This window comes from Lactiplantibacillus sp. DA1 (assembly GCF_032681335.1).
Taxonomy (GTDB): domain Bacteria; phylum Bacillota; class Bacilli; order Lactobacillales; family Lactobacillaceae; genus Lactiplantibacillus.
Window position 1 is genome coordinate 34,157 of sequence record NZ_JAWHTQ010000008.1, and the last position, 16,099, is coordinate 50,255.

At 44.2% G+C, this 16,099-nt stretch carries 16 protein-coding genes; 3 read left to right on the top strand and 13 right to left on the bottom strand.

Annotated elements, in window-relative coordinates; all coding sequences use genetic code 11:
- Window positions 1-3: 3 nt before the first annotated feature.
- Window positions 4-855 carry an SAM-dependent methyltransferase gene (locus RXV91_RS12740; protein WP_316440168.1) on the top strand — a complete coding sequence of 284 codons (852 nt, stop codon included), beginning with the start codon at window positions 4-6 and terminating at the stop codon, window positions 853-855.
- A 127-nt stretch (window positions 856-982) separates the two neighbouring features.
- On the opposite strand, the gene RXV91_RS12745 is transcribed toward RXV91_RS12740, so the two are convergent.
- The 3 genes from RXV91_RS12745 to spxB form a co-directional block, all read right to left on the bottom strand.
- The gene (locus RXV91_RS12745; RefSeq protein WP_024002669.1) at window positions 983-1,339 is read right to left on the bottom strand and encodes a DUF6483 family protein; all 357 of its coding nucleotides are present in this window, start codon (window positions 1,337-1,339) and stop codon (window positions 983-985) included.
- 14 nt (window positions 1,340-1,353) lie between these two features.
- The gene (locus RXV91_RS12750) at window positions 1,354-1,668 is read right to left on the bottom strand and encodes a LasU family protein (RefSeq protein ID WP_027821859.1); all 315 of its coding nucleotides are present in this window, start codon (window positions 1,666-1,668) and stop codon (window positions 1,354-1,356) included.
- Between the two features lie 898 nt (window positions 1,669-2,566).
- Window positions 2,567-4,324 carry a pyruvate oxidase gene (spxB, locus tag RXV91_RS12755; protein ID WP_316440169.1) on the bottom strand — a complete coding sequence of 586 codons (1,758 nt, stop codon included), beginning with the start codon at window positions 4,322-4,324 and terminating at the stop codon, window positions 2,567-2,569.
- Between the two features lie 232 nt (window positions 4,325-4,556).
- On the opposite strand from spxB, the gene RXV91_RS12760 reads away from it, so the two are divergent.
- Entirely contained in the window at window positions 4,557-4,952 is a 396-nt protein-coding gene (locus RXV91_RS12760) for a hypothetical protein (protein ID WP_316440170.1), read from the top strand.
- A 58-nt stretch (window positions 4,953-5,010) separates the two neighbouring features.
- Here the strand turns inward: RXV91_RS12760 and RXV91_RS12765 are convergent, their stop codons facing one another.
- The 5 genes from RXV91_RS12765 to RXV91_RS12785 all read right to left on the bottom strand — a co-directional run bounded on the left by RXV91_RS12765 (window position 5,011) and on the right by RXV91_RS12785 (window position 9,181).
- Entirely contained in the window at window positions 5,011-5,796 is a 786-nt protein-coding gene (locus RXV91_RS12765; RefSeq protein WP_316440171.1) for an alpha/beta fold hydrolase, read from the bottom strand.
- A 163-nt stretch (window positions 5,797-5,959) separates the two neighbouring features.
- Complete coding sequence (locus RXV91_RS12770) at window positions 5,960-6,280, bottom strand: thioredoxin family protein (protein ID WP_003642657.1); 321 nt, start codon at window positions 6,278-6,280, stop codon at window positions 5,960-5,962.
- A gap of 71 nt (window positions 6,281-6,351) precedes the next feature.
- Entirely contained in the window at window positions 6,352-7,473 is a 1,122-nt protein-coding gene (locus RXV91_RS12775; protein ID WP_316440172.1) for a PLP-dependent transferase, read from the bottom strand.
- Window positions 7,474-7,932: 459 nt separating this feature from the next.
- Complete coding sequence (locus RXV91_RS12780; protein WP_316440173.1) at window positions 7,933-8,232, bottom strand: hypothetical protein; 300 nt, start codon at window positions 8,230-8,232, stop codon at window positions 7,933-7,935.
- Between the two features lie 286 nt (window positions 8,233-8,518).
- Window positions 8,519-9,181: a hypothetical protein gene (locus RXV91_RS12785; protein WP_316440174.1), complete on the bottom strand. Its 663-nt coding sequence runs from the start codon at window positions 9,179-9,181 to the stop codon at window positions 8,519-8,521.
- A gap of 232 nt (window positions 9,182-9,413) precedes the next feature.
- Between RXV91_RS12785 and RXV91_RS12790 the strand changes: the two genes are divergently transcribed.
- Window positions 9,414-9,920 (top strand): DUF2798 domain-containing protein, encoded by a 507-nt coding sequence (locus RXV91_RS12790; RefSeq protein ID WP_316440175.1) that lies wholly within the window; start codon window positions 9,414-9,416, stop codon window positions 9,918-9,920.
- Window positions 9,921-10,465: 545 nt separating this feature from the next.
- Here RXV91_RS12790 and RXV91_RS12795 read toward each other — a convergent pair.
- The 5 genes from RXV91_RS12795 to RXV91_RS12815 form a co-directional block, all read right to left on the bottom strand.
- A complete protein-coding gene (locus tag RXV91_RS12795) occupies window positions 10,466-10,915 on the bottom strand; it encodes a hypothetical protein (protein ID WP_316440176.1) in 450 nt (149 codons plus the stop codon).
- 34 nt (window positions 10,916-10,949) lie between these two features.
- On the bottom strand, window positions 10,950-11,330 hold the full coding sequence (locus RXV91_RS12800) for a hypothetical protein (protein ID WP_033609678.1): 381 nt from the start codon (window positions 11,328-11,330) through the stop codon (window positions 10,950-10,952).
- Window positions 11,331-11,343: 13 nt separating this feature from the next.
- Window positions 11,344-12,357 carry a lipoate--protein ligase gene (locus RXV91_RS12805; protein WP_316440177.1) on the bottom strand — a complete coding sequence of 338 codons (1,014 nt, stop codon included), beginning with the start codon at window positions 12,355-12,357 and terminating at the stop codon, window positions 11,344-11,346.
- 500 nt (window positions 12,358-12,857) lie between these two features.
- Window positions 12,858-15,197, bottom strand: a complete 2,340-nt coding sequence (locus RXV91_RS12810; RefSeq protein ID WP_316440178.1) for an SH3 domain-containing protein — start codon at window positions 15,195-15,197, stop codon at window positions 12,858-12,860.
- 479 nt (window positions 15,198-15,676) lie between these two features.
- Complete coding sequence (locus RXV91_RS12815) at window positions 15,677-16,099, bottom strand: PTS sugar transporter subunit IIA (protein WP_316440179.1); 423 nt, start codon at window positions 16,097-16,099, stop codon at window positions 15,677-15,679.

A 16,099-nucleotide genomic window follows, 5' to 3' on the forward strand; every position in this document is an offset into this window, starting at 1 on the left:
TTTATGAATCCCAAGAAGTTAAAACAATTAAAAAAGCGGGTCAAAAAGCAAGCCGGTGCCCCGTATATTCAACAGTTGATGAAGTACCGCGACTTATTTAAGGATGATCCCCAAATTCTAGTACTGATCAATAATGTCTTGGAAAGTGACCGCTTGCTGGCAGCCGGCTTAGCTCCCCAACAATTGCCAGTCTTAGAAGTCCCTGATGATTTTCAGGACCATCTCTTTGAGCGCATCAATCAGCAATATGCCATGGGTGATCCTGCTGGTGATGCGGCTTGGAATCAACTATCAGCCGCTCTCCCAAAAGTTGACCAACTTCTACGCAACTTTCGAGACTATATCGAAGATCAGTATGGGATGTGGGCCTACATCAGTGCGCCATTCCTGAAAGACCTAGCTGACTTCACTGGCAGCGCGCCAGTTCTGGAAGTCATGGCCGGTAACGGCTACATTTCCAAGGGCCTCAAACGTCTCCATCCTGGTCAGCCAATTTATACCACGGATTCAAAGGATTGGACACACGAAACTGGCAATCAGACGGGACGCCACCCAGTCACGACGATTGAAGCGTTGGATGCCGTCAGTGCCTTCAATAAGTACGCCGCAACTATTAAATACGTCATTATGGCCTGGTCACCGGACAAATTGACTATTGATTGGGACTTGTTACAAGCTATGCGGCAAAGTCCTTACGATATCCCATTGATCGTCATTGGCGAAAAATACGGTGCCACGGGTTCCAAACAATTTTGGGACCACGCTAATTATCAGGATAACGAGGCCGTTACCAAGTTAAATGCTCATTTCCGACCATTCGATCTGATTCACGATCAAGTCTATGTGGTCCGATAATTGAACACGCGTTAAATTAAAAGTCGTGCTTTCAGGATTAAATTCTGAGAGCACGACTTTTAATTTTTCCGTTATAGCTGAATCCCTTTTTTGCCAAATTCATTCGTAAGTTGCTTAAATCTTAGCATCACATTTTCAATTGTTGCAGTTGTTCTAATCCCGCCACCAACGATGTTCGTGAAATTCCCCCGGCAGCGAGACTTTGGTCGTCAAATTGATTAAGCGTTGCATAAAGCCAAATTCCGAGCTGCAAGAATTCAGCTTCCGTCATTGCGAACTGCAACGCTAACAACCGCTGAGCGGCTTGAGCATAAGCCTTTCTGTCAATTAGTTGTGCCAATTCGACTTGATGTGGCAACGGCTGATCTTGATCTTGCGGAAACACCACCTCAGTTGTGCCTCCCTTATGACGACTAAGCGTGTACCCTAACCCCGTTGCGAACGCATGTAACTGCCGCATTAACCAATCACTTTCATCTTGCATTAGCATTAATCCCCCTAATTGTGTGCCATCCAATAAATCGCTAAAATTGTCAAAATGACTGATAACGTACACATATACCAGTAAAATTGTTTTTCCGGTACTGTTCGACCATGCTTTCCCTGATAGGCATCCGCCATACTAGTGATAAACGTCGCCAAAATTGTATATAAGATCAGTAACGTAAACGCGTAGGCCGTCCAAGCCGTCCCCATCGGTTGGTGCATTGCTTGCAAGCCCCAGCCAATCAACCACCCCACCAATAAAAGACCCGTAGGCGCTGCAATTAACCGTCGCTTCATCCTCATCACTCCCCCTAGAATTAACTTCATTATCCGCTTTTAAAACTCCCAGACCAAGCAGAATGACGCCCTAAAATTATATCCACATGATACCAAGCCTTTTCTGCACGAAATATTGTTAAAAGGTTCCGGTTTAAGATCAAAAGCAACCAGCTTAGGCCCGCTGGAAAAAGTTCGAATCAGCGTAAACATGCTTGGTTAAACGCGTCCTACGCCGACTTCCAGGCATTTCCGTCAATTGCTGGAACGCGGTGGACACAGATTTAAGCCGCAACCCACGTCTTAAATACTGGTCTTCCACTAACCAAGCCAAGGACGCTTGCTAAGTGGAATTTCACCGCTGAGCATTGACCGAAACGCCTTCCAGTCGGGACAGTGTTCGAATGGCTGACACGTGCGTTCCGAACTTTTGCTGGACTTGTCATTGTTTTTTACAAACAGTAATTTGTCAATTAACTGTCAGGTTGAAGATGCTATTGTGATAACTTACCATTTCTGAATTACCGTAGTAATAGTTGAATATTTCGACAAAGTAGAGAATACACACTGATATTTCACTAAAAGTTCCAATAAAAAATAGTCAGCGACTAATTGTACCAAGTTAAGTGGCTGTTCATCAGCCATTCGAGCAGCTTCCCGACTGGAGGGGCTGGGTGACAATGCTCAGTAGCCAAATTATTCTTAGCTGGAAGTGGGCTGCTTCCGGCTTAGAATAAGACTCGTATTTGAGATGACGCGGGTTGTGCGTTAGCTCAAATCGACGTCGGCTGCGTTCCAGCAATTGGCACCCAGCCCCGGAGGTCGGCATAGGACGCGCACCGGCTGACGAACAGGAATCGAGTTAACCGGAACCTTTTAACAATGATTCCTGACCTATCCGTGAACAAAAAAGCCTGCAATCAATTGATTGCAGGCTCGTTCACACTGACTATTCGACGTTGAACTCCTTGAAATAACTGGTTAGTGGTTTCAATTCGTTCGCGTCATATTTTTCTTTGAAGGCACTGACAGAAGCATCCGATGTCTTGGCTGGATCAACATCAAGGATTTCAACTGGTAACCCCCGTTTGTCCGTAATCTTGGCATCAATTAAGACCGGACGACCGGCCTTTAATTCGGTCATCGCAGTTTCGAAGGCTGCGTGCAGTTGATCAAAATGTTCAACACGGATACCTTTGACGCCCATTCCTTCAGCTATCTTAGCAAAATCAGCATCAATCAAGTCGATACCATAATATGGTTGTGGCACATCTTCTTGTTCTGATTTAATAAAGTTCAACGTTTGGTTAGACGTAACAATATTAAAGATTGGTAAGTGATACTTAACTTCGGTCAATAAGTCTTGCATGACCATTGAGAAGGCCCCGTCGCCAGCAATGTTGAAGGCTTGCCGATCAGGATAACTCATCTTCGCCGCAATCGCACCGGGAACGCCGGCACCCATCGTGGCAAATAGTGCTGAAGTCAATAATTTTTGCTTGGGATTCATCTTTAGGAAACGGAAACTATTAATCGTATTGTCGCCAACATCCATTGAGAAAACTGCATCATCGGCAGCGACCCGGTTAATTTCTTGGTAGACTTGTTCGTATTCAAGTGGATCGGTCGTCCGTTCACTCAGCTTCTTCAAATACTGTTTCCAGTCAGCCATATCTGCTTTAGCTGCTTGGTAGTATGGCGACGGTGACGCTGGTTCACTTAATGCCAAGGCCCGTTTGATGAAGACTTTAGCATCGCCATTAACCCCGAAATCCAAATGATGGTGCCGACCAAACTTGCCAGGATCCAGTTCAATTTGCACATATTTGAAGTCGTGAGTCGTGTACATAATCTGTGCGAACGAATAATCCGCGCCAACTGAAACGACCAAATCGGTAATCCCCATCAGTTCATCCGCCGCTTTCGAGGCTGCCCGATAAGCGCTTCCCATATTACCATCAAAACTATCAGGAATGACGCCCTTGGCTAACCCAGTGATAATAATCGGTACTTGCAGACGCTCCGCTAACGCCATCATGTCCTCGGTTGCACCACGCGTCCCTTGACCAACGTGGAAGACGGGGTACTTGGCGTTCTTGATCATCGTTAACACCGTCTTAACTTGTTCATCATCAATAGTAGGAATGCCGGTCAGTTTAGCTGGGACACTTGCTGAATCGTAATTAAGATCAGGAATTTCAACATATCCAAAATCATTAGGAATTGTCACCACCGCAACCCCATTCTCACGGTAAGCCGTCCGAATGGCCTTATCGACGACGTATGGTAAGCTTTCTGGTGTCATGACGGTCCGATTGAAGACCGCCACATCACTGAAAATCGGTTCTTCAGCAAATTCTTGGAAATAATCATAGTTCATATTGGTGTGAGCAACTTGGCCTACCAAGGCAAGCACGGGCACGTGATCTTCCTTAGCATCATACAACCCATTGAGTAAGTTAACGGCACCAGGACCGGCTGAACCAAAGGCAACCCCGATTTGGCCTGTCAACTTCGCATCCGCTGCCGCAGCGAGGGCCCCCACTTGTTCGTGACGTACCTGCACATATTGGAGCCGTTCTTGCTCAACATCCAACGCGTGCATGGTTGAGTTAAACGATCCACCAGCATAGCCGTAAATCTTTTTAACATCCCAAGCTTCAATAACTTTTAACATTGCAACAGACGCTTCAATCATCTTTGCCATAGTAAATGCCTTCTTTTTTTAATTATTGTATACGTTTTCATTTACAGTTATCAGAATACATCTAAATTGTTCAAAATTCAATTGTAAACAATTATTATTTTATAAATATTGTCTTAACTAACCAAATTCAATGACCTGACACTGGTCCGAAATCGTGTTAACCTGCCGCTGTTCTCGAAAACATTGAACGCTTATCCATCGGTTTAATCTAACCAATCGGCAAGGTGAAATAATGATGAAAGACAAAGTGATTAATATGCTGACTGCCGAACTGTCAGCATTCCCCGTTTTAATAATGACGTACTATGCGCTTACCGCGAAACCGACCGGACAGTGGCAACTGACCTTTAGTCTCCCCGTTTATTGGCTGATCAGTTCCGACCTGTTGGCCTATCCCTGGCTCCTCACCCGGATTCCCCGCTTGCGCCACAACCCCCTTAAAATGAATTCACTGGCTCTAAAGGCAAGCTCAAGATACAACTGCCGGCTCAACGAACGAGTCGCGCGCTGGGATGATGAGATGAATCTCGCGATTTTCTTACTGGAACGCGGCTGTCTAATGTTACTGTCAGAACCACTACTTTTAGGCGATTTAGGCTATCATAGTGTCCGACGGTTATGGTATTAATGACAATAAAAAGCACCCATGCTGTTCAGTTTTATGAACAGTGTGGGTGCTGTGTGCATTATTCAAGAATGTTGGTCTCCAAGAAGGCGACAGCAGCTTCTTGAATCTTGTGAGGTACGTGGTGAACGCCACCTTCAGCGCGTTTAAAGACAGTTGCCTTCAGGGCTGGCTCATCTTTAAAACGGTGCTTAAAATCACGAATATACTGATAAGGTACCATTTGATCGGCCGTACCGTTGAAAAAAAACATTGGTCGTCCTGCCAGTGCTTCGGGGTGTTCAGATAAGTCAAACTTCGCCAATTGTTGATAAGTTTGTTCAATTAGTTCTGCTGGGAGCTTAGCTTGTAATGCCGCTGGTAATTGTGCAACTTGATCGGTTGCAAAGGCCACCGGTTCTGGTGAACCAATTAACGAGACACCAGCAACTACCGTGGGCTGCGTTGCCATAATACCGGCAGCGGTAATACCGCCCATCGAAGTTCCCATGACACCGATTTTATTAGCATCACTAATTCCAGCCGCGACTAGGGCCGCGACTAATTGTGGAAATTCCGCAACTGAATGTCCAACAATCGACCAAAAATGTTCAGGATGCCGATCGAGATCAGTCCCATCATTTCGACTGCCATGTAAATATGCCGTCGGAAGAATGACTCGAAAGCCCACGCGTGCTAACTGATAAGCCGTGCCCAGTTCAGTCGCTGTTTGATTTGTCCAGCCATGATAATCGATGATCGTTGGTAATTTAGTTTGTGCTTGACTAGCTGCAAACACGTGTAGTACTGGCAAGTCACCAAATTTGGTCGTCCGTACCACCACGTCTTCAAATAAATTTGTTGTCATATTTATCACCGTTTCCAAAATTAATAGTTAATAGTGTAGCAGAAGCCCAAACGAAAACCAACCCAAACGCGACCATCGTGGTTAAAGCTTAACCACCATGGACATACTCGGGTTGGCTCATTTTAACACGGTTAGCCACTAGCTAACGTCGTGCCCTTCAAAACTACTTTTCAAGCGTATCTAAGAAATCTTCAACTTGTTTTTGGGTTTTACGGAATTTGTCAACATACCGACCAATTTCTTGACCATCTTCAATACCAACAAAACTAGGAATTCCCATCACACCCATGTCTTGTGCGATTTCAATGTTGGCATCACGATCAACCGTGATCCAATCGTATTGATCGTACTTCGCTTCGATTTGGGGCATCACTGGTTTAATGAAAGCGCAATCCGGGCACCAGTCCGCCGTAAAGAATAACATGTGCTTACCCGTCTTGATACGTTCGCGAATTTCTTCGTCGCTTAAAGTTGCAGTTGCCATGAAAAATGCCTCCAATATCTTTATGTTAGTTATAGTTTAACACATACTAAAAGTAAGTAAAGCCTTTTGCTTTATTTTGTCGCTTGGACTAGGGCTTGCTTGAGATCCGCTGCTAAATCGGCACTATTCTCAATCCCAACGGACAGCCGCAATAAGTTGGCGGTGATCCCCTTTGCTTGTCGTTGTTCTTCCGTTAAATCCGCATGTGTTTGAACTGCGGGAACGGTCAGCAAGCTTTCGACACCACCAAGGCTTTCCGCAAACGAAATGACACGGAGGGCCCGTAAAAAATCATCAACGTCCGTACCAGTGGCGAGATAAAAGCTAATCATCCCACCACGTCCAGGATATAAAACACGTTCAACGTGTTCATCCGCTTGAAGCACCGTGACCAGTTTCTGGGCGTTGATCTCCTGTTGATGCAATCGTAGTGGCAAAGTCTTCAAACTCCGCAATAGCAACCAAGCATCAAAAGGATCGAGAACCGCCCCAGTTGTTACCAGATTGAATTCGAGAGTCTCAGCATCCGCCTGTGACTTAACGACGACCGCTCCGGCTAAAATATCATTGTGACCGGCCAGATATTTGGTTGCGGAATGAACCACAATGTCCGCTCCTAAATCTAGTGGTTTTTGAATCAAAGGGGTGTAAAATGTATTATCAACAATCAACTTAAGGTTATGAGCGTGGGCGGTAGTTGCCGTGGCTGTAATATCAATGACTTTCATTGTCGGATTGGATGGCGTTTCTAACCATAGGGCGACGGTCCGATCGTCGGCCAAAGCTGCCAGCGTTGCTTGATCTTGACCATCCCAGACAACAAAATCCAAGTGGTAATGATCATGCAGTAGGTCAAAGAAACGGTATGAGCCACCATACAAATCATCAGATACAATTATCTTGTCACCACTATTAAACAACGTGAAGACAAGCTGAGTGGCTGCCATCCCTGAGGTTAGCGCATACGCTGCAACCCCGTGCTCCATCTCCGCCAACACCTGTTCCAAAATACAGCGAGTTGGTTGGGCTTCACGAGGATAGTCAAACCCCGTCGATTGTCCCAGACCAGCATGCCGGTATGCGGTCGACAGGTAGATTGGTGCTGAAATGGCCCCGGTCTTCTCATCATCGCTCCGATTGCCAGCTTGTGCTAACCGTGTTTCAATATGTAACTCATCAGTTTGTTTTGTCATATTTTTCAATCCCGTCCTATCTAAATTATGCGACCCGCTAAACAGTCGTGACTGTGCAAAAGCAGTCACAAAAAAACCGCCATCTCCAAGGGACGCCGGTTGCGTGTTACCACCCAAGTTCAATCACGGGTCACCCCGCCAAACTCATCAAGTTATGTTCTAACTTACTGGAATATCGGCCAGTCCCGCCAGTGCAGCCTTGTAACCGCTGCTGGGCATTCCGAGTTCATCTTCATTGGGCGTAACCTTACCGCTTTACACTCACCACGGCTCCCTGTTAAAGGCGTGACCCAATTACTCTTCTCATCAACATGTTATTTAATGATATTTTCATCTTACTCTCATAATAAAATTCGTGCAAGTCCCAAAATCAACACTAGCCAAAGATTAACTAAAAAAGCGGTCTGTCAACTAAGCGACACACCGCCATTAAACTAACCAATTGTTTATTAACATCACTTATCCTAAAAATTTTTGGACGATAGCAAAGTAAACCAAAATTAGAATACCCAGGCCAAGTGTCTTTAGTAAGGCCAACCACTGGCCCCCAGCAGTTCGACCCTTAGGACCAAAACAAATGGCGACGCCTCCGCAAATAACCGCTAATGTCCCGAGCTCGCGCCCCCAGTTAGTATTCAATAAAAAAATAAACGGCCCCACTAAACCAGTGACAATGGCAACAATCCCCATAATTTTAAGAATTAACCGTCCCAGCCGCTTATCTTTTTCATCGTAAATTTCATGTTTTTCTTTTGCCATAATCCATCCACCAACCTTTATTCGCTATAATCTAGTATGCCGTATTTTGCCCCAATGAGCAAGAAGGCGGTTACAGATTTAACATTACCCGGTGAAGGCCTACTAATTAATTATTAATAATCAAACTATTGAGCCACCAAGCGGGCTCGGTGTGCTCAACACCTTGATTTTCTGCCAATTACTAGTGCTGATCACGACTAAAAATTAGATGTTCAAAATATAAAAATCCTGAACACCTAACTGGTAATACTTATTAATAATCCGTTTGGACAATTATTCTTATTAATTAAGGTTGCGTTGCAACGACTTGCCAAACATCGCCCTGAGCTAATTGTTGTTGTTCTAATTGTCCTTGAGCGTTAACGCGGAAACGACCGGCTAAATGGGCGACATCGGCGTTTTGATTCTCATAGACCTCCACGTAGACTAAACCACCGTTCTGATATTGATTGAATACAAAGTCTTGCTTCTTAACTGCCGTTTGTTGATAGTCCTTGGCAACCTGCTGCCAAGCCCAATCATTGATTTGACTAGTTGTTAAATGACGTGAATTAACCACCTGACTACTACTCGTCGCCGGCTGTTGGCTAGTCGCAGCCTGACCAGCCGTTGTCGTCGTGCTCGTCTGATTTGAACTAGCTTGTGATTGGTCGGAGGCGGTTACATTGTTATTATCCTGACGACTATTCGTGCTAGTTGCGGCTTGTGATTCGGCAACAGAACTGGCAACTGTTGACGATGACTTAACTGACGATGATTTAGCCGCGGCTGATTTCTTAGTTGTCGTCGCTGAAGATGACGTGTCTTTGTTAGCTTTAGTCTTTGACACGACCGACTGAGTTTCACTAACCTGCGACTGGTTAGACTGATGGTCAGCTTCTAAGTAATAGCCGCCCCCCAGCGCAATGATTCCAGCAATCACGGCTGAACTAACTAATATTTTTTTCAAGATAATCAACTCCCCAAAGATTAATTGTCTGATGCTAACTACAGCATACGCTATGTTGCCTAACTTTACCAACGTTTACCTGTTTTGGATTTAATTTTAACTATTTGATTAGATTTAAGTTATCTCACAATGTAACCGGTTCATAATTTGTCATCAAATTGTTACTTATGTAAACCGGCCTTCACATGCTATAGTAATCAACCGATACTAAAATTAGGAGTGTGTTAATAGAATGCCACGTAATTTAAAAGAAGAAGTTGTCTTTACCGCCATCATGGCTGGTCTGATGGTTTTTGTGATGACCGCCTACAACGTTACCCTTGCTCAAGGCTTCAGTAACGGGTTAGTAATGGCAATCCTTAGTGGCTACCCACTCGGTTTAGTCGTTGCAATCATTTTAGACTTATTGGTCGTGGGACCAATTGCCAAACGATTAGCTTTCAAATATATCATTAATGATTACATGCGCAAACGGGTCGTCCTGATTGGAATTACCATTTCCGTTTTGATGGTCCTTGGCATGGTCACTTGCATGTCCCTCTTCGGGATTGCAGTGGAAGGTGAATTGGCTGGAAGTCACGTCTTAGCGACTTACGGTCACACTTGGATTTTTAATTTGATTGTTGCATTACCACTTCAGCTCATCATTGTCGGCCCAATCGCCCGCGGTGTGCTTGGAAAAATGCAACGCGCAACTGCTAATACCGAATCAGTAGCTGCCATGGATGAAGAAGATTAATATTTTTAGTAATAAATAAACGGGAGGTTGACTGATAGTAGTAATAATCAGTCAACCTCCCGTTTTTATTTGACACAAAAAAACGTGTGTCAGCCATCCGAAAATGGTTAACACACGTTCATCGCGGCGCTGGTAAACCAGCGGGGGTGACACTCCACAATGTCAGTGACCCAAGCACTCTGAAATACGTCAGAGAAACGTGCCCCGCTATCAATATTAGTCACTAGCCGCTCGCGCGGAACCGTTATTACTAACGATCTGACTCTATCGACTCATCGCATGGACTACCATATCATCTCTAGCCATAAAATGCAAGTCTTGATTGTGGATGACTGAAGCACAGCTGGCAACTACTGCTTGTCATTATTATTAGCACTACTTGCCACTAATAAAAACGACCATCACTAAAAAATTGGGTGTTCCCGTTAACTAGCAACCGGCACACCCAATTCCATTGGTATTTTGATTTTGGCTTGGCTCCAATATCAATTCTTACCTTACCATAGTCATGTAAAGATTCAGTAATTAACTCGTAAAGGTTACGTTTAAGCTTCCGCCGCAGTAATTTGATCTAACCGATCAGTCTGCGTCGTTAGCCAATCCGTTAATAATTTTTCAGCATTAGCTTGATCTGCCAACACATCATCGGCCGTTCCCAATTCATCAATCCGCAAACCAGATGGTAAGGCTTCGGACTCAGCAATCATATAGACGTTGATTGGCATCGTATCATCAGCAGCCGTGACCTTTCCAATTTCAGTTAAATTGGCCAGTGGCAAGTTAATGACACTCGTTTCCAGTCGAAAGCTAATTGCGGGCTCATGCTTGGCCGTTAAAGTCACTTGGGCTAATTGGTCGGCCTTAATCGCGGCCAATAATTTAGCTAGCCATGGCTTGGCCTTGGTTGCTAATTGCGCATAGGCGCCCGTTAAACTTGCCTGCGTGATCTTTTCAGCCGTAACATCATCGATAAAATCTTGTACGTTTCGTTGCATAAAACACTATCCCTCATTTATTTATTCAATTTCATTAATTTGCACGCCGCCAGCGAGTCAATAACACTAGCGTATAAAAATTGATTCCCAATCCAATCACACCCATAATCTCTAACAACAGCTTGATCTCCATACCAGCCGTACTCTGATACCCGGACATCAACGCACTGACTAGTCCCAGACTATAAATCAACACGACGAGCCCTAGAACATAGAAACCCAGCATGCGGTTAATATACACTGCTAGCACGCCCAAAAAATACAACACTAAGGCAATTAACAATCCCTGCCACATTTCAGCCACCGAAATGCTTTTTGATTGTAAGTGAAAATGGCTGGTTGACATCATCCAGTTGACGATACCGTAACAAAAAAAGGATACAAACGCAAATGCAACTAAGCGGGTCAGTTTCAACAAATCACTCCTATTACTGGGCAATTAAGTCAATAATGGCTGGTCGTTCAATTCCAGTGAAATACTGGTTCAAATCAATATCCGCTAGCGCCTTGGCGATGGCTTCATGGTCATACCGCACGCCTTTGAGGGCTGCTTCAATATCTTGAACGTTGCCACTACCAAAGAAATCGCCATAAAATTTAATATTATTAATTAAGCCGTCATCCACTGAGATCCGGGCATCAATCGTTCCCATATCAAAATGTTGACGTCGTTTAACTGAGAATTCTGGTGATTTGCCGTAAACCCAGTCCCAATTAGCATAATAGTCTTCGTAAATTTTATCAATAGCTTTTTGTTGTTCAGGAGTGACCTGGTACTCCTTGTCTGCAATTTGATCTAATGAATCCACATGAAATAACTCTTTCAGTAATGCGTCTTGGAATTCAGGTACCGTAATATTCTGGTATTCCGGTGCTAAGTATGGTCGCAAGTTCGTCACCCGGCTTCGAACTGATTTGATCCCCTTAGAAGCAATCTTATCAGTTGGTACCGTCAGTGCTTGAGGCACAACGTTCAAGTCAACGTTCAGCATTAACGTCCCATGGGAGAACGTCTTGCCATTGCGTGAATACATCGCGTTGCCAGAAAACTTCTTGCCATCAACTAACAAATCATTACGACCACTAACCGTTGCTGTGGTGGCACCCATATCGTGTAAAGCATCAATAATTGGTTTCGTAAAGGTCTTAAAATCACCAAACTCTTGACTATCACTATCCACTACGAAGCTGAAGCAGAGATTGCCAAGATCTTGATACACCGCCCCACCACCAGAAAGCCGTCGGGTGACAGTAATATGGTGTTCCCGCACGTAGTCTGCATTAATCTCTTCAAGGGTGTTCTGGTTACGACCAACAATGATGCACGGTTCTTCATAGTAGAACAAAACTAATGGTTCATCAAAATCCACGTTATTCATTAAATATTGTTCGGTAGCCAGATTACGGCCAATCTCATGATCTTTCATTGCGACATAGTACATAGTTTTAATATCTCCTTCAGCTTTAGGTTACTTTAATCATACAGCAAGATGAAAAAAGGACCCACAATGTGAGCCCTTTTTTTGGAAGAATCATACAAAAAGTTTGGCGTGGTATTCTTCATACCACAAGATGACTGATTCACTATCCACATCCGTGAACGTTTGATTGGCGGCAATCCGTTCTCCGTGGGTATAACCGTGCCATCAATAGATGGAGGTTGGGCCAGTCAGTTATCCGAAATTAGCGGAAACGCTGCTATACTGCACTAGCTATCACTTGACGGGTTTGTTACAACAATTGGGTAACGATTGATACTGACCTGTGACTCTTCCGATAAATCCAATATAGCATATAATGTAAGCGATTGCAAACGCGAATAAAAAACAACCTGATCAGCCGAAGCCGACCAGGTTGCCGCAAAATTAATAGCGGTCGTAATCGCTATCCATTTAACTATTGTCAGTATAAAGCCATTTAAAACTCGGAACAACTAATATGCTTATCCCTTGAGCATGGCAACATAATGGGTGGCACCTGAACGACTGAGGTAGCGTAACCAGGTGTAACCTTCAGCCTGAACAGTTCCATTATAATAAACCGTCTCACCCGCATTATATGCGCCAACTACGCTCGATTTCGTGCTTGGTGCAGTACGAATATTAGTCGTCGTTACGAAACGAAAGGCGCCCTGACTATTCATGACCGGTTTAGATGTCGTGTTCCCGGTTGACGCGTTCCCACTAATAGCGACATAGTGTTGCGCACCTGAATAAGAAAGATACCGCAACCAGGTCTGACCATTAGCCGTTACCTTAGCATTGTAATAAACTGTATCACCAGCATGATAGGTGCCAACACTTGGGGCACTGCCCGCTGGTGTGTTTTTAATCGTTGCTGTCTGAGTAAATCGATAACTACCGCTCTGTGGTGTTACTTGAGGCTTGTTGACATTAGTCGAAGTACTCCCACCAGTAATTTGAACATAATGTTGGGCACCTGAATAGGACCTGTAACGTAACCAAGTTTGCCCATTGGTCGTCACTTTACCATTGTAATAGACTGTGTCACCAGCATTATACGTACCGATCGTTGTCGCACTAGTTGTGGGTGAATTCTTGATTGCAGTCGTTTTCGTGAACCGATACGACCCACTAGTTGCAACCACGTCTGGTTTAGCCACAGAACCAACCTCATCACCACTCATGGCCACGTAATGCTGAGCACCTGAATAGGACAAATACCGTAACCAAGTTGTCCCACCCGTGGTAATCTTGCCATTATAGTAAACCGTATCACCGGCATTATAAGTGCCGACCACTTGAGCCGTTTTGCTTGCAGCTGATCGAATGTTGGTCTTTGCGGTAAATTTATATGACCCACTAGCAGGTGTAACCGTTGCTTGATTATTGTCATTATTAGTGGTTGTCTGGCTGATCATCACGTAACGTGATACCCCAGAGTAAGACTGATAACGTAACCAAGTTGCATTGCCGACCGTCAACTTACCATTGTAGTTCACGGTTTCACCAGCATTGTAAGTCCCAACTACGGCACTGGCTGCGTCTGGCGCATTGTGAATCGTCGTGGTCTTAGTAAATTTATGTGTGCCACTCGTTGCCGTAACGTTTTGATCGGGTTGAACCTGATTGTTATTATTACCGCCACTAGGCTGACCACTAATTGCTTCTTGATCCCACTCATGCAACTTGTTATATTCAATGATGCTAATCAGTGAACTCGCGTACGTTGGGGCCGTTGCATAACCATCTTGTTGCAAGAGACTAGCAACACGCCGATAATCGGTGACCCCAATTAAATTGCTGTAACGTGGATTGACGACCAAAAAGGCACCATGATCTTCGACACTCGCTGACCAATTCGGGTACTTCCGAAAAGCGTCTTGAATCGTAATGTATTGTGAGCCATTCCATTCCTGCGTTGGGAAATAGATCGACTGTCCCTGGTAACTGCCCTTAATACCGAACAAATTATTACCTTGAGTTGCTAATTGTGATTTACCCCAACCACTTTCCAGAATCGCCTGTGCGGCTGTCACTGATGGTAAAACTTGATATTTGTTCCAACCAGAGATTGCGCCAGCTTTGATTTGATCCAAGAAAACTTCTTGACTAGTGGCCGCCTTGGTCGAACGCGTCGTCATCACCGATGAACGAACCGCATCAGCTGCCACTGTCGTCTCAATCTGTGGCGACACCTTAGCAGCAACGGCCCGCTTAGTATCTTGCGCTGATGCTGATGACTGCGCAGTCGACTTAGCGGCATCACTAGCGACTGCTGAAGCGGGCTTGTCCGTAGTCACAGCTTGCTTGGCTTGACTTGTCGCCTCACTGGCCTTAGCTGGCTCAGCACTAGCACTCTGACTCGCAACTTCACCAGTCTTAGCCGTCTTATCAAGTTGTTCGACCGCACTAGTCGTCGTAGCCGCCGTAGCACTGGCCGCGGTATCATCATTAGTGGCTTCACTGGCAGATACCTGACTTTGCAGTGCTGTACTGTCAGTTTTAGATTCCTGACTGGTTGCTACGCTAGCTGCCCGAACTGTCACGCGACTCGTGGCACTAGCACTAACTGTATTAGTTTTATTATCCGCTGAATTGGCATTACTAGCAGCCGATTGATCAGTTGCACTGGTAGCCGTCTGACTGCCTGCACTTAGTGTGACCTGTTGACTAGCAGCAGAGGCCGTACTACTCCCCTTAGTCGCAGCTGCTGGTTTACGATCTGCTGTTGCCGTATCAGCTTTACCGCTCAACATTGGTAATAAAGCGGTACTCAACAATAATGAAGTTACTACTTTTTTTGTCATTCCTATTTTCAATTTAAAATCCCCAAACTTTCCGTGAGTTAGCTGTTAACACAACCGATTGATTTCCCTTGTGAAACCTGCTATTACAGAATAATATTAGCATGTCACTGGCCCACATTCAATCTTGATTGCTTCCAATTATTTTATTCATATCGATTGATTGACACCGTTATCATTTTGAATTATTAACCAATTACCAGGTGGTTATCATGACTAGTATCACCAATCGCCCAAATCCCTTGATAATATTAACTTTGTCAAAGTTGACTTTATTTTTAAGCACTTTAAACTAATTAAGAACAGATGATTATCCAACCAACTTCACTCACAATTATTAATTTTTCAAAAACACTCTGTAACCAAAAAAGTCATGCTTTTTCATCTGCATCAAAATATTTATAAGGCGCACTTTTTCTATCCCAAATAGCATATTCTCAACAAAAAAATCCGATCAACGGATAACTTGTTAATCGGACAATTTATATATTTCGTTAAATACCCTCTGCCTCATCATTAACTTGAATAACTCGATGATGAAAAACTTTGGTTTGTACCTGACTAATTTCAACTAATTTTTCAGCTAATTTTTCAGCCGAAGCTGAATAAGCTGTAAGCTCAATCCCCACTTCAAGCAATGCACCAACATTGCAACCACTTGTAACTGCAATATCCTTTTGACTCACTTGACTTAACTTAACAGCTTCCTTAAATGGCGTACCTCCCAATAAATCACACATAAAAACAGCACTATCCTCACCAATCACAGCACGTTGAAATCGCTCACTAAGCTGAATATCATTCATATTATCAGTAAAATCGACATACTCAATATTAGCGACATCACCAGCTAACAAATGTATTGTTGAATGTAGCCCACTTGCATAATTTCCGTGTCCACTAACTATTATCTTCAT

Excerpts from the sequence above, each read along its gene's own strand:
- RXV91_RS12790 (WP_316440175.1), top strand. The coding sequence starts at position 9,414 with ATGCCACGTAATTTAAAAGAAGAAGTTGTCTTTACCGCCATCATGGCT.
- RXV91_RS12765 (WP_316440171.1), bottom strand. The coding sequence starts at position 5,796 with ATGACAACAAATTTATTTGAAGACGTGGTGGTACGGACGACCAAATTT.
- RXV91_RS12750 (WP_027821859.1), bottom strand. The coding sequence starts at position 1,668 with ATGAAGTTAATTCTAGGGGGAGTGATGAGGATGAAGCGACGGTTAATT.
- RXV91_RS12740 (WP_316440168.1), top strand. The coding sequence starts at position 4 with ATGAATCCCAAGAAGTTAAAACAATTAAAAAAGCGGGTCAAAAAGCAA.
- RXV91_RS12760 (WP_316440170.1), top strand. The coding sequence starts at position 4,557 with ATGATGAAAGACAAAGTGATTAATATGCTGACTGCCGAACTGTCAGCA.
- RXV91_RS12745 (WP_024002669.1), bottom strand. The coding sequence starts at position 1,339 with ATGCAAGATGAAAGTGATTGGTTAATGCGGCAGTTACATGCGTTCGCA.
- RXV91_RS12780 (WP_316440173.1), bottom strand. The coding sequence starts at position 8,232 with ATGGCAAAAGAAAAACATGAAATTTACGATGAAAAAGATAAGCGGCTG.
- RXV91_RS12775 (WP_316440172.1), bottom strand. The coding sequence starts at position 7,473 with ATGACAAAACAAACTGATGAGTTACATATTGAAACACGGTTAGCACAA.
- RXV91_RS12815 (WP_316440179.1), bottom strand. The coding sequence starts at position 16,099 with ATGAAGATAATAGTTAGTGGACACGGAAATTATGCAAGTGGGCTACAT.
- RXV91_RS12770 (WP_003642657.1), bottom strand. The coding sequence starts at position 6,280 with ATGGCAACTGCAACTTTAAGCGACGAAGAAATTCGCGAACGTATCAAG.
- RXV91_RS12805 (WP_316440177.1), bottom strand. The coding sequence starts at position 12,357 with ATGTACTATGTCGCAATGAAAGATCATGAGATTGGCCGTAATCTGGCT.
- RXV91_RS12795 (WP_316440176.1), bottom strand. The coding sequence starts at position 10,915 with ATGCAACGAAACGTACAAGATTTTATCGATGATGTTACGGCTGAAAAG.
- spxB (WP_316440169.1), bottom strand. The coding sequence starts at position 4,324 with ATGGCAAAGATGATTGAAGCGTCTGTTGCAATGTTAAAAGTTATTGAA.